Here is a 23,913-nt window from a genome sequence, read left to right as displayed (position 1 = left end):
TCCTGTTCGGACGACAGCTGGCTTGAGGAGCCCCCTTCATGTTCGATCTCGGTTGGTCCGAGATGGCCGTCATCATGCTGGTGGCCATAATTGTCATCGGTCCTAAGGATTTGCCCCGCGTTGCACGTACCGTCGGCAAGTGGACGGGCAAGGCGCGGGCGATGGCTCGCGATTTCCAGCGTTCGCTGGACGACATGGCCCGCGAGGCTGAACTGGACGAGATCAAGAAGGCTGTCGAAAAGGCGGGGCCCAACAAGCTCAAGGGTACGATCACGAATGCGCTCGAAAGCGCCATCGATCTCGACGACAGGAACTCCGCCGGCAAGCAATCGCCGCGGGTTTCATCGCCCGGGCGTGCCGGCGATGTGAACGAGGGTGCGGGTGACAAGCCGGCCGCCGGATCCCCGATGGCCGTGGCGGCGGCTGGTGCAGGTGACGTGACGGACAAGGACGGGCCGCGCGAAGACAAGTCGTCCGGCAATGCGGCGACAACGGACGGAAAGCCCTAGGTGCTCAAGGACATCGACGATCGCGAGATGCCGCTGCTCGATCATCTGATCGAGTTGCGCAACCGGCTGATGTACTCGTCGGCAGCCATTCTCATTGCGTTTGTTGTCTGTTATTTCTTCGCTCAGGACATCTACGTATTCCTCACGCAGCCTCTGGCGGACATATGCCTTCAGAGCGCGACTTCGGGGCAGGAGGGGGCGGCCTGTTCCCGGATGATCTACACGGCTCTGACCGAGGTTTTCTTCACCTACCTGAAGATCGCGTTCTTTGCCGCCCTGTTCATCACCTTTCCCTTCATCGCCATGCAACTCTGGTTGTTCATCGCACCGGGGCTCTATCGAAACGAGAAGCGGGCCTTCCTGCCGTTCCTGGTGGCGACACCCGTGCTGTTCTTTGCCGGCGGGGCGATGGTCTACTATGTGATCTTTCCTCTCGCCTGGCGGTTCTTCCTCAGTTTTGCCACGCCCGGCGGAGAAGGCGTGCTGCCGATCCAGCTTGAGGCCCGTGTCGGGGAATATCTCGATCTGGTCATGAAGCTGATCTTCGCGTTCGGTCTGTGCTTCCAGTTGCCGGTTGCCCTCACCTTGATGGGCAGGGTCGGGCTGGTGACGTCGGAGGGACTTTCGCGCAATCGCAAATATGCCATTGTCATCACCTTCGTCGTGGCGGCCATCCTGACCCCGCCCGATATCATCAGCCAGATCGGGCTCGGCATACCGATCCTGATGCTCTATGAAATCTCGATCATCATGGTCCGCATGGCCGAACGCAAGCGCGAGGCCGCTGAAATGGAGGAAGACGATGACGATGGTGCGGGGACCGATTTGAGCACCTGAGGGCACTCTGCCTCCGGCCGCCCGGTTTCAGCGTCCGTACTCGACATGACAAAGGCCCGGCAGTACCGAACTGCCGGGCCTCGTCAATTCCGCTTCGATCCTACCAGGTTCCGGTATTGGGCATTGAAGCCCAGGGCTCTTCCACGGGAAGGTTGCCGTCCTTTTGCAGGATCTCGAAGGAGATGCCATCGGGTGACTTGATGAACGCCATCCGGCCTTCGCGGGGCGGACGATTGATCGTGACGCCCATGTCCATCATCCGCCGGCAGAATTCGTAGACATTGTCGACCTCATAGGCCAGATGGCCGAAATTGCGGCCGCCGGTGTACTCCTCGGGATCCCAGTTGTAGGTCAACTCCAGCAACGGCGCCCGGTGTTCCCCGGCGGCGGCTTCATCATCCGTCGCACTGAGGAATACGAGCGTGAAGCGACCGCCTTCATTCTCGATGCGGCGAACTTCCTTCATGCCCATCTTGTTGCAATAGAAGTCGAGTGAGTCGTCCAGATTCTTTACGCGAACCATCGTGTGCAGATAGCGCATCCTCGTCCCCTGTCAGTTTCGTTCAACGCGAGTTCAATTGTTGCTGTGGTATTTCTACGCGGTACCGGGACCCGATGCCAGAGGCCGGCTGCCCGCGATATGGGAAACGAACCCGGGCAGACTGAGCGAGGCCAGGAAAACCACCAGGGACGCACCCGCAAGGATCAGGAACAGCATCGCCGTCGATCCGGTCTGCTCGTAAACACCGGAGATCAGCGGTATGATCCCGGCGTTTACACCCAGCGCCAGGAGAAACTGCATCGAATAGGCACGGCTCCGCCATGCCCGGGACACGTAGTGGCTTAGCAGCCAGCTCGTCACCGGGACGGCACCGAAGATGACCAGCATGAGCGGTACCGCCAGCGGCAAGACGCCGTAGCCCGGCAGGAGCGCCAGCGCCACCAGCAACGGTCCCGTGCTTCCACTGGCAAACAGGAGGATGGGCCTGGCTCCGATACGATCGATGAGGCGGCCGGTGAACAATTGTGTAAATGACGCGGAAAAGAACACGGTCGTGGTGATGGCACCGATGCCGCCGATCCCGAGGCCGGTGTCATGCAGGCGTTCCTCGAACAGCTTGGGCATTGAAACCGTCACTCCCGCGAAGACGAGTCCGCTGAAGAGCGCTGTCACTCCAACGACGATAAAGACCCGGAGCTGCTCGCGGCTGTCCGGCCGGGGTTCCGGGTGTGGAGCCTTTTCACCCGCACCCTGACGGGTGGTCGGTCGGGATTGCCGCAGGTAGAATGCTCCCGTCACCAAGGCCACGATACCCGGCACGATGAACGCCGCCCGCCAGCTGGCGAAGGCGACAAGACCTCCCGTGATCGCTGCCGCGAGGGCCACACCGAGGTTGCCATAGACACCATTGATGCCGAGAGCCCGGCCGCGCTCCGGGGTAAGGGCCACGATCATGGCTGTCGCCACCGGATGATAGATTGCTGCGAACAACCCGATTCCGGCCATGCCGGCCATGAACATGACGGGCCCGCCTGCGAAACCGACGGCGATGGCCGACGATCCCATGCCGAAAAAGAACAGCCGCATCATCGGCACACCACCGAAACGGTCCCCGAGCCAGCCGAAGGGCAGCGTTGCGGCGGCAAACAGCACAAAGGCCGGCGTTCCCAACTTCAACGCTTCGGCATAGCTCATGCCCCATCGTTCGCTCAGCGCCAGTACCGCAGTGGGGAATATGAGCATGAAGTAGTGATCTATGAAATGCGCGAGATTGAGAAACCTCATCGCCGACCGATTATCCATCGCGTGACCCCGGGTGAAAGCCGTCATCCTACGGCAACACCGATGAAAAGGCGAGAATGGGTGTGCCCGAACGCACGGACGTCATTTGACATTCATCACCGTATGCCCACAGCCTTGCGAAGCCCTGCACGGTCTGTTGTCGGGGCATCCAATATCGGTATCGGGGCGTTTTCCGGCTGCGATGATCGCGCAGCATGTCTATGCAGGGCCTTGTCTGATCGAAAGGAGGACGGATGAGGTACATTTGTCGAACGATCCTTGTCACCATCGTTGTCAGCCTGATCGCGGTTGCTCCTTCCCGCGCAGCTGCACCGGTCAAGGTCGGCGCGCTTCTGGGGGTTACGGGACTGCTGGCCGATTTCGTTCCGCCCATGCTCGATTCGATGAGGCTCGCGATCAGGCAGATCAACGAACAGGGCGGAGTGCTCGACGGGCGAACCCTTGAACTCGTCATTGCCGACTCGATGGCCACGAGCGGAGGTGCGGTCGCCGCTGCCAACAGACTGGTGGAGGAAGAGAAGGTCGTCGCCGTGCTTGGCGCGCTATCCTCGGCCGCGACCATGGCATCCGCGACCGCCGTGACCATACCGAACAGGGTGGTCATGATCTCACCAACAGCAACTGCACCGGAGCTGACCAGTCTCGTCGACGATGATTATGTCTTCAGGGTGCTCCCGGGAATTGACAGTCAAGGGAAGACCCTGGCGAGGATCGTCTACTCGCAGGATATCGCCAGCGTGGCTGTCACCTACGTCAACAATGACTACGGCGTCGGTATTGCCGACGGGTTCAGACAGGGATTTGAAGCGCTTGGCGGCGAGATCACGGGAATTCTGGCGCACGAGGAGCGACGGGACAGCTATCGCGCGCCACTGGCGGCGCTTGGCGGCAAGGGAAGCGATAGCCTGGTGGTCATCGCCCGGGCCGGGAGTTCGGGTATCGCGATTATTCGCAGCGCTCTCGAAAATGGCACCTTCAAGCGCTTTATCGGTACGGACGGATTGCTGGACGATCGTTTGCCGGAACAGATCGATCCTGCCGACATCGGGGCGTCGTTCGTTGCCGCGCCGGTGCGTGCGGCAGGGGGCAAGTCGGCGGCCCTGTTCGATCAGGCCTATGAAAAGACCTACGGCAGCACCGAGGACAAGTTCTTCATCGAACATGCCTATGATGCGGCCTTCCTCATTGGTCTTGCCATTGAACGAGCCGGATCTGGCGACCGTACGGCGATACGCGATGCGTTGCGGGAGGTTGCCAATCCACCCGGCTCCAAGGTGCTGCCCGGCGAATGGGAGAAGGCGAAAAAGCTCATCGCCGCGGGAGAGGACATCGACTACGAAGGGGCGGGTGGCCCGGTCGATTTCGATGAGGCAGGCAACGTTCCCGGCTTGACAGGCCGGTTCGTCATCGAGAATGGAGCGTTTGTCGAAACGGGCGTATTTCGTTAGGTTTCCGGGGCATGGCCGGCTTCGTCCTCGCCCTGGTTCAGTTCCTGTCCTTGTTCCTGCCGCCGATCGCCCGCATGACGAAGAACAACAGCCAGACCGGCACGACGATCACGGCTCCGAGCAGGATATAGGTGAGGGCCCACTGGACGTGCTTGCTGGCATTTCCGGCGAATTCGGTGAAGGATTGCTGGGCCCATACGATCAAGTCGGCGGGCGAAACCTCGAAATAGGCCAGTGCCATGCCGACGATGAACGAAGCCAGCAACAGCTTGACGACAGTACCGATCGTGATCTTGGGCAAGGAAGCTCTCTTTTGCGACAGGGCATGAATGCGATTTCACCAGGGTGCGGACGGTATACCAGCGTGCTTGCGAATTGACGACCGTTGCGACGACCGAGCCGCTGTCATCGTGCCGTTGCAAATGGACCCTGTGTCTCATGGTGGCAAGGATGGGAATGATTGAAGCAACGGACATCGGGCCATGGTGATGGGGTCCGGGCAGGGATGGAGTGCCGAGAGTTGTGGAAAGCGGCATGATGTGAATCGGGCGGGTGATGATGCCGGGGCTTCCGGCGATGAATTGCCCGGACGCGGAATCTATATCCACTGGCCATTCTGCAAGGCCAAGTGTCCCTATTGTGATTTCAACAGTCATGTCCGTGGGGGCGTCGATCATGACCGCTGGCGCCGCGCGCTCGTCCGCGAGCTGGAACATGGCCATGCGAGCGGTTTTGCCGGGCCGGTTCAGTCCGTCTTCTTCGGCGGGGGAACGCCGTCCCTGATGCAGCCTGAAACGGTGGCGGCCATTGTTGCCCGCATTGGGAAATTGTGGACGGTCGCATCGAATGTCGAGATCACATTGGAGGCCAATCCGACCTCCGTGGAGGCCGGCAAGTTTCGGGGCTTTCGCGATGCCGGTGTGAACAGGGTATCCCTTGGCGTCCAGTCGCTGAACGACGCGGCCTTGCGCTTTCTCGGCCGCGAGCATGATGCGCGGGAAGCCATTCGCGCAGTCGAGCTCGCCCTGGCCACCTTCGACAGGGTGAGCATTGACCTGATCTACGCCAGAGCGGGACAGTCACGATCCGAGTGGCTCGCGGAGCTGGATGCCGCGACAGCCCTGGGGACCCGTCATCTCTCGCTGTATCAGCTCACCATCGAACCCGGCACGCGGTTTCATGCGCTGCATGGGCGGGGGGTCCTGCCGGTCATGGGCGACGAGGAGCAGGCGGCCCTGTTCGAGGCTACCCGACACCATATGCGTGACCGGGGCTTTAGCGCGTATGAGGTTTCGAACTTCGCGCAGGCTGGCGAAGAGTCGCGGCACAATCTGGTGTATTGGCGTTACGGGGATTATCTCGGCATCGGTCCCGGTGCCCATGGTCGTCTGAGCCTGGGAAATACCCGTCTCGCGACCCGGACCATTCGCCAGCCCGATGCATGGCTATCTGCTGTGGAGGCATCCGGGCATGGTGAAGAACCGCGCGACCGGCTCGACAGGGATGTCATGGCGATGGAAGCATTGATGATGGGGCTGCGGCTGGATGAAGGTATACCGCTGGAACGGCTGGAGCGACTGGCCGGGCGCCCACGGGACGAACTCTTTGATCGCAGCGCGCTGGACCGCGCCTTTCGTTCGGGCTGGGTCACCCTGTGCCGGGACGGGAAGGGGGACGACCGGTTACGGGCAACGGATAGCGGAATTCTCATCCTTGACCGGTTACTTGCCGATATCAGTCGGTGACCAGGCATGCGGGAAGGAAGATTCGGCGCTGGGCTTCCCTGATACCGGTATTTTTCCAGCATGAGCACGGGAATTAGGGTTTCATTAACCGGGTTTGGCTAGACTGGAGTCCAGTCGGATTGGAGCAACGCCCATGCAGATTTCCGCGACCGGCAATGCGCCGGTTACCTATCGTTCGCCCGCGGCCGAGAACAACCGTCGTGCGGAATTCGACCTTGGCGACAGTGCAGCCCAGACGCGGTCCGGTGCCGATCAGGCAGCCGACAGGCGTGGTCAGGCCGACAAGGTTCGCGCGGATGAGGTCCGAGTTGCCCAGGCACAGATGGTCAGAGCGGTTGAAGCTACCAATCGCGCCAATACGCCCGAACCTGCCACGGATGTCATCGCTGAAAGTGGCGGCGAAGGCCAGCTTCGAGGATCGCGCCTCGACATTTCCATCTGATCGGGAACGGCAACAGGATTGTCGAGTCAGGCGGTATTGTGCCTGCCTGCCCGGTCAGGCGATGGCACTCCATGAAAAAAGCGGCCTCACCATTGTCGTGATGCCGCTTTTCCCTTTCAAATTCGATCTCGGATGGGTGTGAAGCCACTGGAGTACATCCCGATCAGACATGACCGGCCTGATGCTCCATCTCGTTGCTTGACCATATGTCCTTGTCGTTCATGCATTCCACATGAACGGGAAGGGTTCTAGTGCAGGTCCGCCCAGATCCGACGCTTGTAGGCATAGAAAATGCCACTGAATATCACCAGGAAGATCATCGCCTTGATGCCGGTACGCTTGCGCTCCTCCATCTTGGGCTCGGCAAGCCAGTGCAGGAAGGACACGACATCATGAGCTTCCTGATGGATGTCGGAACTCGTGTTGTCCTGATAGGTGACGTCATCGCCGTACAGCGGCTGCGGCATCTTGATCTGATGACCCGGGAAGTAGGCATTGTAGGACATGCCCTCGCCGACTTCGACGTCGGCGGGAGCCTCTTCATAGCCCAGTAGCAGGCTGTATGTGTAGTCCTCGCCGCCTTCGCGAGCCTTCGTGATCAGGGAAAGATCCGGCGGTAGACCCCCTCCATTGGCGGCGCGGGCGGCATTGTCATTGGGGAAGGGGTGCGGGAAATAGTCGAAGGGGGCCGCAGGCCGCTCGAACATCTCTCCGTCATCATTCGGACCATCGGTAACCGTGTATTCGGCCGCGATCGCCTTCACCTGGTCTTCCGTGTAACCGAGATCCTCCAGGTCGCGGAACGCCAGATACTTGGCCGAGTGACAGGTCGCGCAGACGGTCTTGAAGACCTGAAACCCGCGCTGTACCGCGGCCTTGTCAAAGGTACCGAACGGGCCCTGATGCTGGAAATTTCCATCGAGGAGCTCGACTTCCTCGCCCGCTGCCAGTGCCGCGGTCGATGTCAGGCCGAATGCGACGAGGGCGGCACCGAGGAAGGTCTTTATCTCATGGGCAGTCATGGTCCGCTCACTCCGCCGGCTGGGTCTGCGCCTGTCCGAGGACGGGCTTGTTGATACTGTCGGGCAGGGCAAGCGGCCGCTCGATCTTGCCCAGGATCGGCATGAGAATGAGGAAGTGGAAGAAGTAGTAGGCGGTACCGACCTGGCCGATATAGACGATCGTTGTGTCGGGAACCTGTCCGCCAACCCAGGTCAGAACCACCACGTCCACGAACAGCAGCCAGTAGACCCACTTGTAGATCGGGCGGAACCGGGCGCTGCGGACCCGGGAGGTGTCGAGCCACGGCAAGAACAGGAGCACCGCGATCGAGGCGAACATGAACAGGACGCCCATCAGTTTCGCGGTGATGCCGAACCAGCCGAAGACAGCCAGAGGCGTGAACAACTGCTCGTACACCGTGGAACGCAGGATCGCGTAGAATGGCAGGAAATACCATTCAGGCACGATGTGTGGCGGAGTGGAGAGAGGATTGGCCGGGATATAGTTATCCGGATGACCGAGCATGTTCGGGGCGAAGAACACGAAGGCAGCGAAGAAGATGAGGAAGACACCGATGCCGAACAGGTCCTTCACCGTGTAATACGGGTGGAAGGGGATCATGTCCTTGTCGGTGACATCGATCCCTACCGGGTTGTTCGAGCCGAACTGATGCAATGCCCACACATGCAGGATCACGACACCTGCGATGATGAAGGGCAGCAGGTAATGCAGGGCGAAGAACCGGTTCAGTGTCGGCGCACCCACATTGAAGCCGCCCCACAGCCAGGTGACGATGCTCTCGCCGAAGAAGGGGATGGCCGAGAACAGATTGGTGATCACCTTGGCACCCCAGAAGCTCATCTGGCCCCAGGGAAGCACATAACCCATGAACGCGGTGGCCATCATCAACAGCAGGATGACGACGCCGATCATCCACAACAGCTCACGAGGAGCCTTGTATGAGCCGTAATAGAGGCCCCGGAAGATGTGGATATAGACCACGATGAAGAACATCGATGCACCGTTGGCATGTGCGTAGCGCAGCAGCCATCCGAAATTCACGTCCCGCATGATGTGCTCGACCGAATCGAACGCCTGGGCGGCGTTCGGATCGTAGTGCATCGCCAGCACGATGCCGGTGATGATCTGCAGGCCGAGCATAAGGCCGGCAAGCGACCCGAAATTCCACCAGTAACTCAGGTTTTTCGGTGTGGGATGTCCCGGACCGATGGCATTGTACATGACGGTGACGACGGGCAGGCGATCATCCACCCACCGCAGCATGCCGTTCTTGAATACAGGTTTTTCGTGGCTTGCACTCATCGATGTTCCTCGATCGGCCGGACGGTTGATCGCCCGCCTCAAAGTTCTTGTTCCTGCCTTTAACCGATCTTGATCACGTCGTCGGACAGGAAGGTGTAAGGGGGCACCGGAAGATTCAAAGGCGCTGGACCCTTGCGAATTCGACCAGAGGTATCGAACTGGGAACCGTGGCAAGGGCAGAACCAGCCGCCGAATTCACCACGGTTGTCCGTGGGCAGGTTACCCACGGGAACGCAGCCAAGATGGGTGCAAACGCCCATCACGACAAGCCATGCGGGCTTTTCGACCCGCGACTCGTCGGTCTGGGGATCACGAAGATCCGCCACGTTGACGGTTTCGGCTTCCTCGATTTCCTCAGGTGTCCGATGCCGAACGAAAACCGGCGAGCCACGCCAGGTAACCGTGATGGCCATGCCCTCGTCGATGCCGGAGATGTTCACCTCCGTGGAGGACAATGCAAGCACGTCCGCCGATGGATTCATGCTGTCGATCAAAGGCAATGCCAGGCAGCCGGCACCTACCGCAGCCGACGACCAAGCCAACACCTCAAGAAAATCGCGGCGTGTACCGCCACCAGCATGATCCGACTGAGTAGCCGAAGCGGCCATAAGAACCTACCCCTCGTAGCGATGACGTCATATGGGGCGGAAAGTAGGGGCGCGAACGGGCTGGAACAAGCGACCTAAGGTCGCATAAAAGTGCTCTCCGGCAATGTACAACAGCCTTTTCGGGGATCCGGCCCCGCTCGGAGCGCTCATGATCGAGATTGTCATGTACCAGCCCGACATTCCGGGAAATCTGGGGGCATGCATGCGGCTTTGTGCCTGCCTTGACCTCGGTTTGCATGTTATCGAACCGGCCGGTTTTCCGCTCAGGGATGCGAGGCTCAAAAGGGCGGCAATGGATTATGCGGGCCGTGCCCGACTGTGCCGCCACGCGAGCTTTGAAGCCTTTCGCAACGACAGGCAGGGGCGGCTGGTGCTGCTGTCGACGACCGCGTCCGAAATCTACACGGGTTTCCGTTTCGAGCCGGGGGACCTGCTGTTGCTCGGTCGCGAAAGCGCCGGTGTGCCTCCAGAGGTTCACGGTGCCGCGAATGCCCGGTTGCGAATTCCCATGGCGCCGGGCGAGCGTTCCCTGAACGTGGTGATCGCCGCGGCCATGGTCGCAGGCGAGGCCCTTCGGCAATTCACATCGAAATGACCGGAAAAACGGGGGTGAGGATTCAGAGATGATGCGAGCAACTCCGATCGGGCCGGGGAATTTTCGTCCATGGTCATGTTTCGACACATGGGCGGGCATTCATCGCCATCGGCGACAGATATCCTGCCGTTGACGGAAGCGCTGGACGAAGCGGCGCAGAAGCAAATGGGCCCAGGGGGTATGTTCCTCGCGGACGGAGGCAATGAGGCGGTCGGCATCCGCGGGCGCGAAATAGCCGTGGTGACGATAGGTTTCGATGCGCAGGATGAAGCCTTCGGGGTCACCCTCGGGATGGAACTGGGTGGCGTAGACATTGTTCTTCACCCGGAACATCTGGACCGGGCAGGTGGCACTGGAGGCGAGCAGAACGGCTCCGGGCGGTGTCACGTCACAGGCTTCCTTGTGCCCGAGCAGGGCGCGGAAGGTCGGCGGGAAGCCTGCGAGCAGGGGATCGTCGCGGGCCTCATCGCTCAGCCTGAGGTCGACCCCGCCGACAGGTTCGCCAAAGCGTCGCGAGATCGTCGCACCACACCAACTGCCGAGCAGGCCATTGCCGGAACAGGCGCCGAGAAAGGGGTGGTCGTGTTCGACGATGCGGTCGAGGAGGTGGCTGAAATCCGCTTCGATGCGTTTCTGGACGGCACTTTTCTCGCGGGCCGGTGTGCTCACATCGAACGGGCTGCCGCCGACAATGATGGCACTGTATGCAAGCGGGTCGAGGTCTTCGGGGATGCCGGTGTACTCGATGCGGATCCGTACCGTCTCGCCGGCATCGAGCCCGCCATGTTCGAGGATCGCACGGTATTCGTCGTCGCTGGTGATGTCTTCAGGGCGCAACTGCAGGATGAGAAAGGGGCGCATGGAGGCTCAGGCCAGGGGTTCGGCGTGCCAGTATACAGGCATGCCGGGGTCGAAAACATGGACCCGGACATCGCCGGAACCGAGTTCGGCGGGGATGTTCACGGGTCTCGGGTGGCGGTTGAGGCGGATCCGCCCGGTGTGGGGCTGGAGTCCATAGAAGACGGGTCCGTTGAGTGAGGTAAAGGCTTCGAGGCGGCTGAGGGCGTGCTCGTCCTCGAAAACATGGGCGAGGTGGGCCAGAGCGTTGGTGGCGGTGTAGACGCCGGCGCAACCGCAGGCATTTTCCTTCGTGTGGACGGCGTGCGGCGCCGAATCGGTGCCGAGGAAGAAGCGGCGGTCGCCCGAGGTGGCGGCATCGCGCAGGGCCTTGCGGTGTTCCTCGCGCTTGAGGATCGGCAGGCAGTAGAAGTGCGGGCGAATGCCACCGACCAGCATGGCATTGCGGTTGAGGATCAGGTGGTGGACGGTCAGCGTTGCATACAGCCCATCATCGGCACTGCGGACGTAATCCACGCCGTCGCGGGTGGTGACATGCTCCATGACCACGCGCAGGCCGGGCAGCGATCGCCGTAGCGGATCGAGGACGCGGTCGATGAAAACTTTCTCGCGGTCGAAGATATCGATGTCGGGATCCGTGACCTCGCCATGCACCAGGAGCGGCATGCCACAGCATTCCATGGCCTGGAGAACGTCCATCACCCGGCCGATGTCCCGTACCCCGCTGGCCGAATTGGTGGTAGCGCCGGCGGGGTAGAGCTTCACGGCACGAATGAGGCCGCTCTCATGGCCGAGAATGATCTCCTGCGGAGACATGTCTTCAGTGAGGTAGAGTGTCATGAGGGGCTCGAACGGCCCGCTGCCGCCCGTCGAGGCAAGAATCCGCTCGCGATAGGCCCGGGCCATGTCGACGGTAGCGATGGGTGGAACGAGGTTGGGCATGATGATGGCCCGGCCGAAAAGACGCGCCGACTCCGGGGTCACCAGCCGCATCATGTCACCGTCGCGCAGGTGCAGGTGCATGTCGTCGGGACGGCGGATGACGAGTTCGTCGATGGTCATGCAAGATTCCCTCAAGGCGTGACATGCCGGCCGGCGGGTGGGTCGTGCGCCGTTTGCGATGTGCGATAGCACAGTCGAACGGGATGGCCCAAGAACTGTGCACGGGTGGAATGTCAGGCCGCCTGGTGGCCGGAAGTCACGAGATCGAGAAGGGCCCGTGCGAGCTGCGATTGCGGGTCGGCAAGATCGAGAACGACATCGAAATGGTTGCGACCGGCAATTTCCAGGAGGGAAGAGCTGACACCGGCGGCAAGCAGGGCCTCATGATAGGCCATCGACTGCCGTTTGAAGCCCTCGGCCTCGCTGGCAGCCAGCGCGACGGTGATCCGCATATGCGATGCCGCGGGCCGGACTGGGGGCTTGAGCAGAGGGCTCAGGTGGAGCACGTCCTCGCCGCTCAGCGACAGCCATGCCTGCGGGTGGCAACGGGCGATGGGACCCAGATGGAAGAGACCGCTCACCGGCAGGGCCGTGCGAACGGCGATATCCGGCAGACCGTATGCAACCTGCCAGCCCGGCTGTATGCAACTTGCCGCAAGGTGTCCGCCAGCCGAACTGCCGCAAAGGGTGATGCGTTCACGGTCGATGCCCAGTCCGGCACCGCGATGCCAGGTGAAGGCGAGGGCGGATCGGACATCGTGAACGATCTCCGCCAGGGAGGCATCGGGAGCGAGGCGATAGTCCGGAACGATGGTGGCGATACCACGATCTGCGAGCATGGAGGCCATGAAGCCCGAATGTTCCTTCGTCAGCGCACGCCAGTAGCCACCGTGGATGAACATGACGGCGGGGCGCCGTTCTCCGGGGTTCGTGCCGTAAAGATCGAGCCTCGGGCCGCCGCTGTCTTCTGAATACGGCAGATCGGCCCGCGCGAGACAGTGGATGCGGGCCGAAGCGGTCGCATCGAGATAGTCCTGCATGGTTGTGGCAAAGCGCTCGGGCGAAACTGTGGCCCGGGCATTGTATTCGATATCGAGCTGATCTGTATTCAGTTCGCCATCGAAACCGTGGAGAGGATCATATGCCGACATGGGCCTGAACGCTGTCGCGCTGTTGATGGAGATCGTTGCTGCTGCCGTTCCACACCGTGTACCCCTTTTCCAGGATATAGTGACGGTCGGCAAGATGTTCGAGCACTGCGAGATTCTTGTCGATCAGGAGGATCGACTGGCCTTCAGCCTTCAGGTGGCGGATGCAGTGCCAGATCTCGCCACGGATCACGGGGGCGAGCCCTTCCGTCGCCTCATCCAGGATGAGAAGGCGCGGATTGGTCATGAGTGCCCGGCCGATCGCCAGCATCTGCTGTTCGCCACCCGACAGTGTTCCGGCCGACTGGCCTGCCCGCTCTCGCATGCGCGGGAACAGCTCGAAGACCCGGTCCAACACCCATGGGTGCGGGTGGTTTCTCCGGTTCGCCGCCGTGGCAACGAGATTTTCACGTACGGTGAGTGTGGGAAAGACCTGTCTTCCTTCGGGAACAAGACCCAGGCCGAGACGGGCAATCCGTTCGGGGACGAGACCGGCAATCGGCTTGCCGTCAAAGGTGATGCTGCCGTCACCGGGGCGCAGCAGGCCCATGACGGAGCGGACGGTCGTGGTCTTGCCCATGCCGTTGCGGCCCATGAGCGTGACGATCTCGCCTTCACGGATCTCCAGCGACACATCGAACAGCACCCGGCTCTGTCCGTAGGCGGCTTGAAGATGCTCGATTTTCAGCATGCCCCGTCCTCTCCGCCGAGATAGGCCTCGTGCACCTGCGGATCGTTGCGGATTTCGTCGACAGTGCCCGTGGCGATGATCCGGCCGTAGACGAGCACCGATATCCGATCGGCGAGAGCGAAGACCGCTTCCATGTCATGCTCGACCAGCAGTACCGTGGCTGACCGGCGGAGTTCCTGCAGCCGGGCGACCATCTCCCGGCTTTCGGCATGCCCCAGTCCCGCCATGGGTTCGTCGAGGAGCATCAGGCGTGGGCGCCCGGTCATGGCCATCAGCAGTTCGAGCTGTTTCTTTTCGCCATGCGAAAGGTCGGCGCAAGGGGTGCCGGCACGCTCCGCAAGGCCGCTTTCAGCGAGTAGCGTGTCCGTCTCCTGCCAGAGGTCCCGGCGCCCCGCTCGACGATCCCAGATGCGGCCATTGTGGCCGAGCCGGGCCTGTACGGCCATGCCGACATTGTCGCGTACGCTCGATTGATCGAGCAGCGAGGTGATCTGGAACGTACGGCCGAGGCCCCTGCGAACCCTTTCCGCCGCAGGCAGGTCGGTGATGTCGCGGCCTTCGAGCAGGATTTGTCCATTGTCGGGGAACAGTTCGCCGCAAAGCTGGTTGATGAGCGTGGATTTTCCCGCACCGTTGGGGCCGATCAACGCGTGGATTTCCCCTTTTTCGATGGCAAGTTCGACATGGTCGGTGGCCACCAGACCGCCAAAGCGCTTCACCAGAGCCCGGGTTTCCAGCAGGAGGGTCACGATCGCTCTCCGCGCAACCGAAGGATGAGCCCCGAGAGACCGCCCCGTGTCCCCAACACCACGAGCAAAAGGACAATCCCGAGCAGCAACGACCAGTGTTCAGTCCACGAAGCGAGATAGTATTCAAGGACAAGCAATGCAGCCGCGCCAAGGATCGGCCCGAAGAAACTGCCGACACCGCCCAGGATGACCATGATCATCAGTTCGCCGGATTTGGTCCAGTACATCGCGTCGGGGCTCGCGAAGCGCAGGTAATTGGCCAGCAACGCGCCGGCCAGTCCCGCCCCCATGCCGGCGAGGATGAAGGCCGCGAGTTTGTAGCGATAGGTTGCGATACCCAGGGCGGTCATCCGGCGCTCGTTCTGGCGAATGCCGCTGATGATCTCGCCGAATGACGAATGGATCAGCCGCCACAGCGCCAGGAAGTAGACTACTGCCACGCCGAGGATGAAGTAATAGGCCACGGCCTTCTTGCGCATGTCGAGGCCGGGCACGCTGTTGGTCTGGTCGATGATGATGCCGTCCTCGCCGCCATAGGTCGAGAGCGAGACGAAGAAGAAGAACAGCATCTGTGCAAATGCCAGCGTGATCATGATGAACTGGACGCCGCCGGTGCGCAGGGAGAGTGCACCGATTGCAGCCGCGGCAAGGCCGGAGACGAGGATGGCCGAGGGCAGGGTCACGAGCATCGATCCGCTGCCGGGAATGATACCGAACAGGGCTTCTCCCGAGGCGAGATGATGTGCCAGAATGCCGACAGTGTAGGTGCCGATACCGAAGAAGGCGGCATGGCCGAACGAGATCATGCCGCCATAGCCGAGGATGAAGTTGAGGCTGGCTGCGGCCATTGCGTAGATCATCACCCTGGCAGAAAGGGTGACGAGAGAAGACTGTCCCGCGAGGGCCGCCAGTGTCGGCATGGCAGCGAACAGGGCGATGATGCACAGGGCCGTAACGAGGCGGCTCACGTCTTTCATGCCCCCTGGGCAAACAGGCCCTTGGGCCGGATGAGAAGGACGATGGCCATCAGCAGGTAGATGCCCATCGAAGCGATACCCGCTCCGAGCGAATCGGCCGAGGCCGGATCGAGGAAGGTGCGGAACATGCCCGGAAGGAAGGCGCGCATGGCGGTATCGAACACGCCCAGCGTCAATCCGGCAACGAATGCGCCGCGAATGGAGCCTATCCCGCCTATGACGACGACAACGAAAGTGGAAAGCAGGATCTGCTCACCCATTCCCACCTGTACGGCAAGAATAGGGCCGGCCATATAGCCGGCAAGCCCTGCCAGTAATGCCCCCAGTCCGAAGACAACAGTATACAGCATGCGGATATCGACACCGAGCGCGCGGACCATCTCGCGATTGGTCGACCCCGCGCGAACGAGCATCCCGATCCGCGTGCGGTTGATCAGAAGCCACAGCCCCGTGGCAACAAGCAGTCCGGCAGCGATGATCAGCAGCCTGTAGGACGGATAATAGAAACCTGGCAGGAGCTCGACCGACCCCGAAAACAGCGCAGGCAAGGGGGTGAAGATCGGCTGGCGGCCAAAGACCAGGACGATGATCTCATTGAACACGAGGATCAGCGCGAAGGTTGCGAGTACCTGGTCCAGGTGATCGCGGTCATAGAGCCTGCGTATGACCAGCGTTTCGACGAGAAGTCCGACGAGTCCCGCAGCCACCAGAGCCGCCGGCAGGCCCAGCCAGAACTGGCCGGTCCGTGTCGCCACCCAGGTGCCGGCGAAGGCCCCGATCATGTAGAGCGAACCATGGGCCAGATTGATCACGCCCATGATTCCGAAGATGAGCGTCAGGCCCGCAGCCAGCAGAAACAGCATCACGCCATATTGCAGGCCATTGAGGACCTGTTCGAGGATGAGGATCATCGACGACCATCCGCATGCCGTGGCAGGCGGGTGGTCGTTCCCGCTGCTGGTCGACCGTCCCCGTCCATTACATCTCGCACTGGTCGGCGTAGCTGTCGCCGTAATCTTCCAGCAGCTTCGACCTGGTCACGGCCTCGATCGTGCCATCTTCACCCTTGACGATGTCAAGGAGATACCAGTCCTGTATGGGGTGCTGGTTGCGGCCGAATTCGAACTTGCCTCGTACCGACTGGAAATCGGCCTTGCGCAGGGCTTCGCGCAACGCATCGAGATCGTCGACCCCGCCGGTCTGGGCGAAGGCCGAGGCAATCAGCCGGGCCGTGTCGTAGCCTTGCGTGGCGTAATAGGTGATCGGGCGGTCATAGGCCTCCTTCCATGCCGCCACGAACTCCTTGTTCGCCTCGTTGTCGAAGTCGATGTTCCAGTGGGCGGTGGCATGAATGCCGACAGCCGCATCGCCGACGGCGTTGAGGACGACGGCATCTGTCGACGGTTCGGAAAGCACCATCGGGATCTGCCCGAGCAGGCCCGCCTGCTGATACTGACGCAAAAAGGCAATGCCCAGACCGCCCGGCTCGAACTGGAAGACCACTTCGGGATTCGCGGCGCGGATCTGCGCCATTTCGGCGGCAAAATCGGTCTGATCGAGTTGTGTATACACCTCGCCGACGATCTCTCCGTCAAAAGTCCGCTTGAACCCGTTGATGGCGTCCTTGCCGGCCTGATAGTTTGGGGCAAGTGCAAAGGCGGATTTGAACCCCAGCTTGGTCGCAGCCGCACCGGCGGCCTCGTGCAGGGCATCGTTCTGCCACGAGACGACAAAATAGTTCTCGTTGCAGCCGGCGCCGGCAAGGTTGGAGGGTGCCGCGTTCGGGCTGATGTAGATGGCACCGTTGTTGACGATGTCGGGGACCGTGGCACCCGCGACGTTCGAAAACACGATGCCGGTGAGCAGCCTTATGCCCTCGTCACCCATGTATTTTTCGGCAATCTGGCGGCCGTTGCCGGGTTTCAGCCCATCATCCTCGACAAGCAGTTCGACGGGCACGCCGCCGAGTTTGCCGCCTTCCATCTGGATGGCAAGGAGGATCCCGTCGCGGATATCCTGGCCCAGATAACCGGCCTTGCCCGAAAGCGTGGTGACCATCCCGATCTTGACCGGATCCTGTGCCCATGCCGGAGCGGCCAAGAGGCCAGCCAGGCCGGCTGAAAGCAGCAGATGCCTGAATTTCATGAGGATCTCCCTTTGTGCACGCTTGTCGCTCGCGCCTGTTGAACCGTGTTTTACCGTTTCTTACAAGGGGGTAGCCGGTATCCGGGGAAGGTCCGGCATGGACCGTTCAGAGTTTTACCCAGCCTTCGGGTGGCTCCTTGCCCGGATGGATGCTGGTGCAGTTCGGACAGGTCCGTGCCTTTTGGTCGGCGTAGAATGCCTCGTAGATCGGCGGCAGGTCATCGACGATCGATTCAAGGTCGATTTCGGCGCGGTGGACGCGATGCCCGCACTCGAAGCAGTACCATTCGATGGCATCGAGCGCACCTTCGGGGCGCGGCGATTCGATGACGAGACCGATCGAGCCTTCCTGCGGCCGTTGTGGCGAATGCCGGACATGGGGCGGCAGCAGGAAGACCTCTCCCTCGCGGATGGGCACGTCGTAGAACTCCTTGCCGTCATACAGCTTGAGCAGCATGTCGCCCTTGAGCTGGTAGAAGAATTCCTCGACTGGATCGTCGTGATAGTCGGTGCGCCTGTTCGGACCACCGACCACCATGATGGTCATGTCGCTTTCCTTCCACACCGTCTGGTTGCCCACCGGAGGTTTGAGGAGATGCCTGTGTTCATCGATCCATTTCTGGAAGTTGAAAGCCGAAAGCCTGCCCATGATCTTCCTCTCCGTGCAATTTTCTCAAACCGTCTTCAGACCACTGTGTTCGAATGCCTCACGTGTGAGCCGCTTCTCATCCTCGGTCAGTTCGAGCAGCGGCCGGCGGACGTGACCGCCGCACTGGCCCAGCAGTTCCTGCCAGTATTTCTGGTGGCTGTGCGGCTTTTCCGCGGGTCGCGTGGTCTTGAGCGCGTCGCGGACCGGATCGAGGCTGCGCGAAACGGCGCGGGCCTCGTCATGCTTTCCCGCAAGGGCCAAGTCCGTATACAGCCGCATCCGCTTGTCCACAGCACTTTGCAGCAGGTAGGGCGGTGAGCTGCACAGGTAGAGCTGCCAGCCGAGTTCGATGATGTTGTCGAGCCATTCGTCTTCCGATGCCGTCGAAACGAGCAACCTGTCACCGGCCAGTTCGGTCAGCCTCGCATACATCTCGCGGGGTACGGAATACTTGATGGCCACGACCGTTTCGATATCCGCCAGCCGGTTGCACAATTCCGGGCTCATCAGGTAACCGCTGTCGGGGTGCGACCACAGGGCCATGCCGATGTCGACCTTGTCGGCGATGGTCTTGAAATATCCGGCAAGCGTCTGGTCCTGCGCCTTCTGGAAGTGCAGGATCGGGGCGTGAACGACAATCCAGTCGGCGCCGCAATGCTGGGCATGACGCGCGAGGTCGATGACCGTGTCCATGTTCTGGTCCGCGCAGGACATGATCGTCTGGACCCGTCCGGCGCAGGCATCCACCGCAATGTCGAACGCCCGCTTGCGCTCGTCGATCGACATCGAGAAAAATTCGCCCTGCTTGCCGGCGATGAAGAAGCCATCGATTCCAAGATCCGTGATCCAGTGCTCGATATTGCGGCGAAAACCGTCCTCGTCGATCGCGCCATCGGCCCTGAAGGGCATCAGTGCCGCTGCCCAGATTCCTTTCATTTGCGCAAATGCATGGGATTTTGCGTCTTTGCGACTGTAATTCATGGGTTGCTTCCTTGAGAGCGCAGGGCACGCCAGATCCTCTCGGGCGTCAATGGCAGATTGACCGTGACCGGCGACGAATGGAGATCCAGCGCATCGTGAACCGCGTTGAGCAGGGCAGCAGGCACCCCGATGCATCCCGCTTCACCGACCCCCTTGACTCCGAGCGGATTGGCCGAGGAGGGAACCGGCCGGCCTTCGATTCCGACGGATCGCGGCATATCGGTAGCCCGAGGCACGGCGTAGTCCATGAACGATCCGCTGAGCAGCTGCCCACGCTCGTCATAGACCATCTCCTCCATCAGTGTCGCGCCGATCCCCTGCGCCAGCCCTCCCCACAGCTGGCCTTCGACCAGCATCGGATTGATGATTCGCCCCGCATCGTCGATCCAGACGATTTGTTCGATGAAAGGTCGGCCGGTCTCCGCATCGATGGCCACAACGGCCAGTACGGCTCCGCTCGCCCACGCTTCCGCGGCGGTCTCGAAGCGCAACTGCACGACAAGTGGCGTTCCGTCGTTTTCCCTTCGTCGACGGGCCAGTTCAGCGAGGCTGATGAACTGCTGGCTATCGCTGAAGCCGTCGTCGTCGAGTTCCAGGTCGTGGGGCCGGCAGCCGAGCGCTTCCGCTGCGAAATTGAACAGCGTCGCCCTGAACATCCGGGCAGCCCGCAGGACGGCACTGCCGCCTATGGCGGTACTGCGGCTGGCCAGTGCACCGATCCCGTCTTCCAGGTCGGCCGTATGGGCGGTGCTGACTTCGATGGCTTCGGCGGGGATGCCGAGTTCGTCGGCGGCGATCTGCGCGGTGGCTGTCTCGCGCCCCTGGCCCTGGGCACTCGAACCTGTTGCGACACGGATCTTCCCGTCATCGGTCAGGGTGACCGAAGCCGTCTCGTAGCCCTGTCCACAGGGTTCGACATAGAGTGCGAGGCCGAGACCGACGATTTCGCCTGCCGCCCGCCGTTCGCCCAGCTCTGCATGCAGCCTGTCCAGGTTGGACACCTGCACCAGCCGGCGCAGCAGACCCTGGTAATCCCCTCGGTCGAGGATGACACCATTGCCGCGGTCGAGCGGCGGGCTGCCCGCGGGCGGGAGGTTGCGCAAGCGGATCGTGAGGGGATCGAGACCGGTCGCCCGTGCCGCGCGTTCCAGCAGTTGTTCCATCAGCAATGCCGCTTCGGGTCTGCCCGCGCCCCGGTAGATGTTCATCGCCGGGCGATCGCTGCTGTGGGTATGGAGGCGCGTGGCGTAGTGCCCGGCAGTGTACGGGCCCGGCAAGATGCGGCCGGCATTGCGTGGTGCCGCCCCTGCGGAGTAGGGAGTCCAGTGGCCGAGATCGAAGTCGAGGTCGGCTTCGAGAGCGAGAATGTGTCCATTGTCATCGATGGCCATGCGCGCCCGCATCGAGGCGCCACGCCCCTGTGTCGCGCTCTGGAAGTCCTCGCCACGGCTTCCGTGCCAGTGGACCGCGGTGCCGAGCTTCAGGGCGCAGGCGGCAACGACCACGTCTTCGGGCATGATCGAGGCCTTGCCGCCGAAGGCACCGCCGACGTCGACAGGGATGACCCGCACGTCGTTGCGTTCGAGGTCGAGCATCCGCGCGAGGTCATCACGACAGCGAAAGGGGGTTTGCGTCGACAGCCAGACCGATAGCGTCCGGCCGTCGAATGCCGCCCGTGCCGAGCGCGGTTCCATGGGGCAGGGGGCCACTCTCGCATGATCGATTGCAACCTCGACGACATGGGCGGCCCTTGCGAAGAGGGCGGCGACGGTCTCATCCCTGCGCGAGCCGCCGCGCCAGTCGCCGGCGAGGCGTCTCGTTCCCGCAGCGCCGGCACCATCCGTCTCGACCACGACCATTTCCGCCGCATCGCGTGCCATGCCGCGATCGCGGGCAACGACGACGGCAACGGGTTGTCCCACCGCGTCAACGCGTTCCCGGGCGAGACCGTTCATGGGAAGTGCCTCAAGCCCGTCGAGCAAGGGGTTGACGGATGACGGGCCGATGAATGCCAGGGCTCCGGCGTCGTAAACGGCAACCACGCCAGGGGCTCTGCGAGCTTCATCGAGACCGAGCGAGGTAATGTGTCCGCACGCGACCGGGCTGCGCACGAACTCCGCAACCAGGTCGCCGCCATGTCCGCAATCGTTGACGAACTGTCCCCGACCCCGGAGCAGGCGCTCATCCTCCCGGCGACGCATTGACCGCCCTGTATACAGGACCCGTTCGCGATGACGATCGATCGTACCGTGCAGTGCTGGTCTCCCTCGATCCGGTGCCGGGAGCCGAGCCCGGACCGGCCGGCCTCGAAGTGGATTGCCCCCTCGTGTCGATGGTTTCAGCAGGCCGGATTTTCGTTTATAAGACAAGTAGGATTGTTTATATCAATTTATAGGAAAAATGGATGAATAACCATGCGCATCACGTTGCGGCAGCTTCTGGCCTTTGTCACAGTTGCCGACCTCGGGCACTTTTCCAAAGCGGCCGCAGCGCTGGCGACCAGCCAGCCCGCCCTGTCGCAAAGCGTGCGCGATCTTGAAGGGGAACTGGGCGTAAGGCTGTTCGATCGCACGACGAGGCGGGTCGAACTCACTGCAGCCGGCCGTGATTTCGCTCAATCGACCCGCCAGGCATTGACGCTTGTCGAAGGGGCCATGGACAGGATGCGCGATCTTGCCCGCCTGCGGCGCGGCAGCGTGACCATTGCGGCGCCGCCGTTGCTGGCTGCGACCTTGATGCCGCGGCTCATGGCGCGGGCTGCGGAGATCCACCCGGGGCTCGCCCTGAACCTCGACGATGTCACCACCGATCTCATTGTCGAGAAGGTCCGCATTGGTGCAGCGGATATCGGGGTCGGTACGTTCAATACGGATCTCGATGGCCTGAGACAGCTTCCGCTTTTTCGCGACCGCTTGATGGCGGTGATGATAGCCGGGTGTTCCCTTTCCAGCCTTCGGGAGGTTCCCTGGTCGATGCTGGGAGACCACCCGGTCATTTCCCTTTCCCGTGAAAGCAGCCTGCGGCTGCTGACCGAAGTCGGCTTCGAGCGCGCCGGCGTTGCCTTCCGTCCCCACATCACCGTCCGCCAGATCCACACCGCGCTGGCGCTCGTTGCGGCCGGCCAGGGAGTGGCCGTACTTCCGGCGCATGCCACGGACGGCACGTCATTATCCGATATCACGGCCCGTCCGCTTGTCGACCCGCCCATGCAACGCGAGGTGAGCATCATCCACCCGGACGACCGCAGCCTGGCCCCGGCCGCTTCCGCCGTTGTCGAACTGCTGGTCCAGCTTGCCAGGGACTGACCTGCATACAGTGGTCGACCGTCATCCTTCGACAGGCGAGGGTTGTTGCTGGGTGATGCAGTGGATCCCGCCGCCGCCCTCAAGGATGCAGTCGGCTTCTATCTGGATGATTTCATGTTCGGGGAAACACGATTGCAGCCGCTTGCGGGCAGTGCTGTCGGCATAGTCGTCGAAGGCCGGCATGACGATGGCACCGTTGGCAATGTAGAAATTGATATAGCTGCGGGTCAGCTTGGCGCCGTTGGAACGCTTGCGTGCCGTCGGAACGGGCAAGGTGATGACCTCGATGTTGCGGCCCGCCGCATCGATGCTGTCGGCCAGCGCCCGCAGGTTGGCTTCGAGTCCGGGCCGATCGGCATTTCCCGCGGTTCCGGGGTCCAGCGTGATGACCTTGCCCGGAGCGGCAAAGCAGGCGATATTATCGACGTGGCCCGCCGTCTCGTCGTCGGTCAGTCCGTGTTCCAGCCAGATGGTCCTGTCGATACCCAATGTGCGGGCAAGCTCGGCTTCCACCCGGTCGCGCGTCCATTGCGGATTGCGGTTGGGATCGAGCACCGAGCCTGTGCACAGCAGGGCCGTGCCCTCGCCATCGCAGTGGATCGCGCCGCCTTCGGTGGTCAGCGACGAGGCAATCCTCTCCATTCCCAGATGGCCGGTGATGCGACCCGCCATGGCCTTGTCGTTGGTGATCTGTTCGTACACATTGCCCCAGCCGTTGAATCGCCAGTCGACGCCGGCCACGACACCGGTCTGCGTATCATGGACGAAGGTCGGGCAGGTATCGCGTGTCCAGCTGTCGTCATGATCGAGCGGCAGTATGCGTACTCCCTTGCCCAGTGCCAGAGAGGCATTGGCAGTGAGATCGGGTCGTGTGATCATGGTGACCGGCTCGAAGGCGGCAATGGTCGTTGCGACCTCCGCATAGGCCCGCCGGGCATCGTCCAGTCCGTCTCCCCACAGACTTTCCCGGCACGGCCAGGCCATCCAGCAGCGGCTGTGCGGTTCCCATTCGGCGGGCATACGGTATCGATGACTGGTCATTCGGGACTCTCGTGCGATTGCAGGCGTCGAATAGCCGCTGGTTGGTCATGAACAGAGCAGGGCCGGCGGTTGAGCAGCGCCGGTGGGACGTACGGCTGTTCCCCAGCTCGCATA

General features: G+C 61.9%; 25 protein-coding genes. 7 read left to right on the top strand and 18 right to left on the bottom strand.

The annotated features are described in order from the left end of the window. The first annotated feature begins 38 nt into the window (after nucleotides 1–38). Nucleotides 39–509 (top strand): twin-arginine translocase subunit TatB, encoded by a 471-nt coding sequence (gene tatB / locus H6851_18925; protein MCB9945683.1) that lies wholly within the window; start codon nucleotides 39–41, stop codon nucleotides 507–509. A gap of 27 nt (nucleotides 510–536) precedes the next feature. Next, nucleotides 537–1,346 (top strand): twin-arginine translocase subunit TatC, encoded by an 810-nt coding sequence (gene tatC, locus H6851_18920; GenBank protein MCB9945682.1) that lies wholly within the window; start codon nucleotides 537–539, stop codon nucleotides 1,344–1,346. A gap of 100 nt (nucleotides 1,347–1,446) precedes the next feature. On the opposite strand, the gene H6851_18915 is transcribed toward tatC, so the two are convergent. Next, nucleotides 1,447–1,887: a VOC family protein gene (locus H6851_18915; protein ID MCB9945681.1), complete on the bottom strand. Its 441-nt coding sequence runs from the start codon at nucleotides 1,885–1,887 to the stop codon at nucleotides 1,447–1,449. 54 nt (nucleotides 1,888–1,941) lie between these two features. Continuing rightward, the gene (locus H6851_18910; GenBank protein MCB9945680.1) at nucleotides 1,942–3,132 is read right to left on the bottom strand and encodes an MFS transporter; all 1,191 of its coding nucleotides are present in this window, start codon (nucleotides 3,130–3,132) and stop codon (nucleotides 1,942–1,944) included. 251 nt (nucleotides 3,133–3,383) lie between these two features. Between H6851_18910 and H6851_18905 the strand changes: the two genes are divergently transcribed. Further along, complete coding sequence (locus H6851_18905) at nucleotides 3,384–4,598, top strand: ABC transporter substrate-binding protein (protein MCB9945679.1); 1,215 nt, start codon at nucleotides 3,384–3,386, stop codon at nucleotides 4,596–4,598. Nucleotides 4,599–4,635: 37 nt separating this feature from the next. Here the strand turns inward: H6851_18905 and H6851_18900 are convergent, their stop codons facing one another. Beyond that, on the bottom strand, nucleotides 4,636–4,899 hold the full coding sequence (locus H6851_18900; protein ID MCB9945678.1) for a hypothetical protein: 264 nt from the start codon (nucleotides 4,897–4,899) through the stop codon (nucleotides 4,636–4,638). 187 nt (nucleotides 4,900–5,086) lie between these two features. Between H6851_18900 and H6851_18895 the strand changes: the two genes are divergently transcribed. Continuing rightward, the gene (locus H6851_18895; protein MCB9945677.1) at nucleotides 5,087–6,343 is read left to right on the top strand and encodes a coproporphyrinogen III oxidase; all 1,257 of its coding nucleotides are present in this window, start codon (nucleotides 5,087–5,089) and stop codon (nucleotides 6,341–6,343) included. 133 nt (nucleotides 6,344–6,476) lie between these two features. Beyond that, nucleotides 6,477–6,785, top strand: a complete 309-nt coding sequence (locus tag H6851_18890; GenBank protein ID MCB9945676.1) for a hypothetical protein — start codon at nucleotides 6,477–6,479, stop codon at nucleotides 6,783–6,785. 248 nt (nucleotides 6,786–7,033) lie between these two features. Here the strand turns inward: H6851_18890 and H6851_18885 are convergent, their stop codons facing one another. Genes H6851_18885 through petA form a run of 3 tightly spaced genes read right to left on the bottom strand, consistent with a single transcriptional unit; the run spans nucleotide 7,034 to nucleotide 9,718 of the window. Further along, nucleotides 7,034–7,807, bottom strand: a complete 774-nt coding sequence (locus H6851_18885) for a cytochrome c1 (protein ID MCB9945675.1) — start codon at nucleotides 7,805–7,807, stop codon at nucleotides 7,034–7,036. Between the two features lie 7 nt (nucleotides 7,808–7,814). After that, complete coding sequence (locus H6851_18880) at nucleotides 7,815–9,110, bottom strand: cytochrome b N-terminal domain-containing protein (GenBank protein MCB9945674.1); 1,296 nt, start codon at nucleotides 9,108–9,110, stop codon at nucleotides 7,815–7,817. A gap of 59 nt (nucleotides 9,111–9,169) precedes the next feature. Further along, entirely contained in the window at nucleotides 9,170–9,718 is a 549-nt protein-coding gene (gene petA, locus H6851_18875) for a ubiquinol-cytochrome c reductase iron-sulfur subunit (protein MCB9945673.1), read from the bottom strand. A 148-nt stretch (nucleotides 9,719–9,866) separates the two neighbouring features. On the opposite strand from petA, the gene H6851_18870 reads away from it, so the two are divergent. Next, entirely contained in the window at nucleotides 9,867–10,313 is a 447-nt protein-coding gene (locus H6851_18870; protein MCB9945672.1) for a tRNA (cytidine(34)-2'-O)-methyltransferase, read from the top strand. A gap of 99 nt (nucleotides 10,314–10,412) precedes the next feature. Here H6851_18870 and H6851_18865 read toward each other — a convergent pair whose 3' ends face one another. From H6851_18865 to H6851_18815, 11 genes are all read right to left on the bottom strand, one after another. Continuing rightward, complete coding sequence (locus H6851_18865; GenBank protein MCB9945671.1) at nucleotides 10,413–11,174, bottom strand: glutamine amidotransferase; 762 nt, start codon at nucleotides 11,172–11,174, stop codon at nucleotides 10,413–10,415. A gap of 6 nt (nucleotides 11,175–11,180) precedes the next feature. Then, a complete protein-coding gene (gene pyrC, locus H6851_18860) occupies nucleotides 11,181–12,233 on the bottom strand; it encodes a dihydroorotase (GenBank protein MCB9945670.1) in 1,053 nt (350 codons plus the stop codon). 113 nt (nucleotides 12,234–12,346) lie between these two features. Further along, nucleotides 12,347–13,264: an alpha/beta hydrolase gene (locus tag H6851_18855; protein ID MCB9945669.1), complete on the bottom strand. Its 918-nt coding sequence runs from the start codon at nucleotides 13,262–13,264 to the stop codon at nucleotides 12,347–12,349. Next, entirely contained in the window at nucleotides 13,251–13,952 is a 702-nt protein-coding gene (locus tag H6851_18850; GenBank protein ID MCB9945668.1) for an ABC transporter ATP-binding protein, read from the bottom strand. The genes H6851_18855 and H6851_18850 overlap by 14 nt, the downstream gene beginning before the upstream one ends. Further along, complete coding sequence (locus H6851_18845; GenBank protein ID MCB9945667.1) at nucleotides 13,946–14,701, bottom strand: ABC transporter ATP-binding protein; 756 nt, start codon at nucleotides 14,699–14,701, stop codon at nucleotides 13,946–13,948. The genes H6851_18850 and H6851_18845 overlap by 7 nt, the downstream gene beginning before the upstream one ends. Further along, nucleotides 14,698–15,678, bottom strand: coding sequence for a branched-chain amino acid ABC transporter permease (locus H6851_18840; protein MCB9945666.1), 981 nt, complete (start codon nucleotides 15,676–15,678; stop codon nucleotides 14,698–14,700). The genes H6851_18845 and H6851_18840 overlap by 4 nt, the downstream gene beginning before the upstream one ends. Beyond that, complete coding sequence (locus tag H6851_18835; protein ID MCB9945665.1) at nucleotides 15,675–16,589, bottom strand: branched-chain amino acid ABC transporter permease; 915 nt, start codon at nucleotides 16,587–16,589, stop codon at nucleotides 15,675–15,677. Before H6851_18835 ends, H6851_18840 begins: the two co-directional genes overlap by 4 nt. Nucleotides 16,590–16,656: 67 nt before the next feature. Further along, nucleotides 16,657–17,823: an ABC transporter substrate-binding protein gene (locus H6851_18830; protein MCB9945664.1), complete on the bottom strand. Its 1,167-nt coding sequence runs from the start codon at nucleotides 17,821–17,823 to the stop codon at nucleotides 16,657–16,659. Nucleotides 17,824–17,929: 106 nt separating this feature from the next. Further along, nucleotides 17,930–18,472, bottom strand: coding sequence for a 3-hydroxyanthranilate 3,4-dioxygenase (locus H6851_18825; protein ID MCB9945663.1), 543 nt, complete (start codon nucleotides 18,470–18,472; stop codon nucleotides 17,930–17,932). A 24-nt stretch (nucleotides 18,473–18,496) separates the two neighbouring features. Next, nucleotides 18,497–19,453: a dihydrodipicolinate synthase family protein gene (locus tag H6851_18820; GenBank protein ID MCB9945662.1), complete on the bottom strand. Its 957-nt coding sequence runs from the start codon at nucleotides 19,451–19,453 to the stop codon at nucleotides 18,497–18,499. Then, nucleotides 19,450–21,654, bottom strand: coding sequence for a xanthine dehydrogenase family protein (locus H6851_18815; protein ID MCB9945661.1), 2,205 nt, complete (start codon nucleotides 21,652–21,654; stop codon nucleotides 19,450–19,452). The genes H6851_18820 and H6851_18815 overlap by 4 nt, the downstream gene beginning before the upstream one ends. Nucleotides 21,655–21,867: 213 nt before the next feature. Between H6851_18815 and H6851_18810 the strand changes: the two genes are divergently transcribed. Further along, nucleotides 21,868–22,758: a LysR family transcriptional regulator gene (locus H6851_18810; GenBank protein MCB9945660.1), complete on the top strand. Its 891-nt coding sequence runs from the start codon at nucleotides 21,868–21,870 to the stop codon at nucleotides 22,756–22,758. Nucleotides 22,759–22,779: 21 nt separating this feature from the next. Here the strand turns inward: H6851_18810 and H6851_18805 are convergent, their stop codons facing one another. Further along, nucleotides 22,780–23,799 (bottom strand): agmatine deiminase family protein, encoded by a 1,020-nt coding sequence (locus H6851_18805; protein ID MCB9945659.1) that lies wholly within the window; start codon nucleotides 23,797–23,799, stop codon nucleotides 22,780–22,782. Between the last annotated feature and the right edge of the window lie 114 nt (nucleotides 23,800–23,913).

This window comes from Geminicoccaceae bacterium (assembly GCA_020638465.1).
In the GTDB taxonomy this organism is placed as follows: domain Bacteria; phylum Pseudomonadota; class Alphaproteobacteria; order Geminicoccales; family Geminicoccaceae; genus JAGREO01.
Note: the sequence above shows the minus strand (reverse complement) of the source record. Positions and strands in the feature narration are given on the sequence as shown.

Coding starts and splice junctions, on each gene's coding strand:
- tatB (MCB9945683.1), top strand. CDS start 39: ATGTTCGATCTCGGTTGGTCCGAGATGGCCGTCATCATGCTGGTGGCC.
- tatC (MCB9945682.1), top strand. CDS start 537: ATGCCGCTGCTCGATCATCTGATCGAGTTGCGCAACCGGCTGATGTAC.
- H6851_18915 (MCB9945681.1), bottom strand. CDS start 1,887: ATGCGCTATCTGCACACGATGGTTCGCGTAAAGAATCTGGACGACTCA.
- H6851_18910 (MCB9945680.1), bottom strand. CDS start 3,132: ATGAGGTTTCTCAATCTCGCGCATTTCATAGATCACTACTTCATGCTC.
- H6851_18905 (MCB9945679.1), top strand. CDS start 3,384: ATGAGGTACATTTGTCGAACGATCCTTGTCACCATCGTTGTCAGCCTG.
- H6851_18895 (MCB9945677.1), top strand. CDS start 5,087: ATGGGGTCCGGGCAGGGATGGAGTGCCGAGAGTTGTGGAAAGCGGCAT.
- H6851_18890 (MCB9945676.1), top strand. CDS start 6,477: ATGCAGATTTCCGCGACCGGCAATGCGCCGGTTACCTATCGTTCGCCC.
- H6851_18885 (MCB9945675.1), bottom strand. CDS start 7,807: ATGACTGCCCATGAGATAAAGACCTTCCTCGGTGCCGCCCTCGTCGCA.
- H6851_18880 (MCB9945674.1), bottom strand. CDS start 9,110: ATGAGTGCAAGCCACGAAAAACCTGTATTCAAGAACGGCATGCTGCGG.
- petA (MCB9945673.1), bottom strand. CDS start 9,718: ATGGCCGCTTCGGCTACTCAGTCGGATCATGCTGGTGGCGGTACACGC.
- H6851_18870 (MCB9945672.1), top strand. CDS start 9,867: ATGATCGAGATTGTCATGTACCAGCCCGACATTCCGGGAAATCTGGGG.
- H6851_18865 (MCB9945671.1), bottom strand. CDS start 11,174: ATGCGCCCCTTTCTCATCCTGCAGTTGCGCCCTGAAGACATCACCAGC.
- pyrC (MCB9945670.1), bottom strand. CDS start 12,233: ATGACCATCGACGAACTCGTCATCCGCCGTCCCGACGACATGCACCTG.
- H6851_18855 (MCB9945669.1), bottom strand. CDS start 13,264: ATGTCGGCATATGATCCTCTCCACGGTTTCGATGGCGAACTGAATACA.
- H6851_18850 (MCB9945668.1), bottom strand. CDS start 13,952: ATGCTGAAAATCGAGCATCTTCAAGCCGCCTACGGACAGAGCCGGGTG.
- H6851_18840 (MCB9945666.1), bottom strand. CDS start 15,678: ATGAAAGACGTGAGCCGCCTCGTTACGGCCCTGTGCATCATCGCCCTG.
- H6851_18835 (MCB9945665.1), bottom strand. CDS start 16,589: ATGATCCTCATCCTCGAACAGGTCCTCAATGGCCTGCAATATGGCGTG.
- H6851_18830 (MCB9945664.1), bottom strand. CDS start 17,823: ATGAAATTCAGGCATCTGCTGCTTTCAGCCGGCCTGGCTGGCCTCTTG.
- H6851_18825 (MCB9945663.1), bottom strand. CDS start 18,472: ATGGGCAGGCTTTCGGCTTTCAACTTCCAGAAATGGATCGATGAACAC.
- H6851_18820 (MCB9945662.1), bottom strand. CDS start 19,453: ATGAATTACAGTCGCAAAGACGCAAAATCCCATGCATTTGCGCAAATG.
- H6851_18815 (MCB9945661.1), bottom strand. CDS start 21,654: ATGCGTCGCCGGGAGGATGAGCGCCTGCTCCGGGGTCGGGGACAGTTC.
- H6851_18810 (MCB9945660.1), top strand. CDS start 21,868: ATGCGCATCACGTTGCGGCAGCTTCTGGCCTTTGTCACAGTTGCCGAC.
- H6851_18805 (MCB9945659.1), bottom strand. CDS start 23,799: ATGACCAGTCATCGATACCGTATGCCCGCCGAATGGGAACCGCACAGC.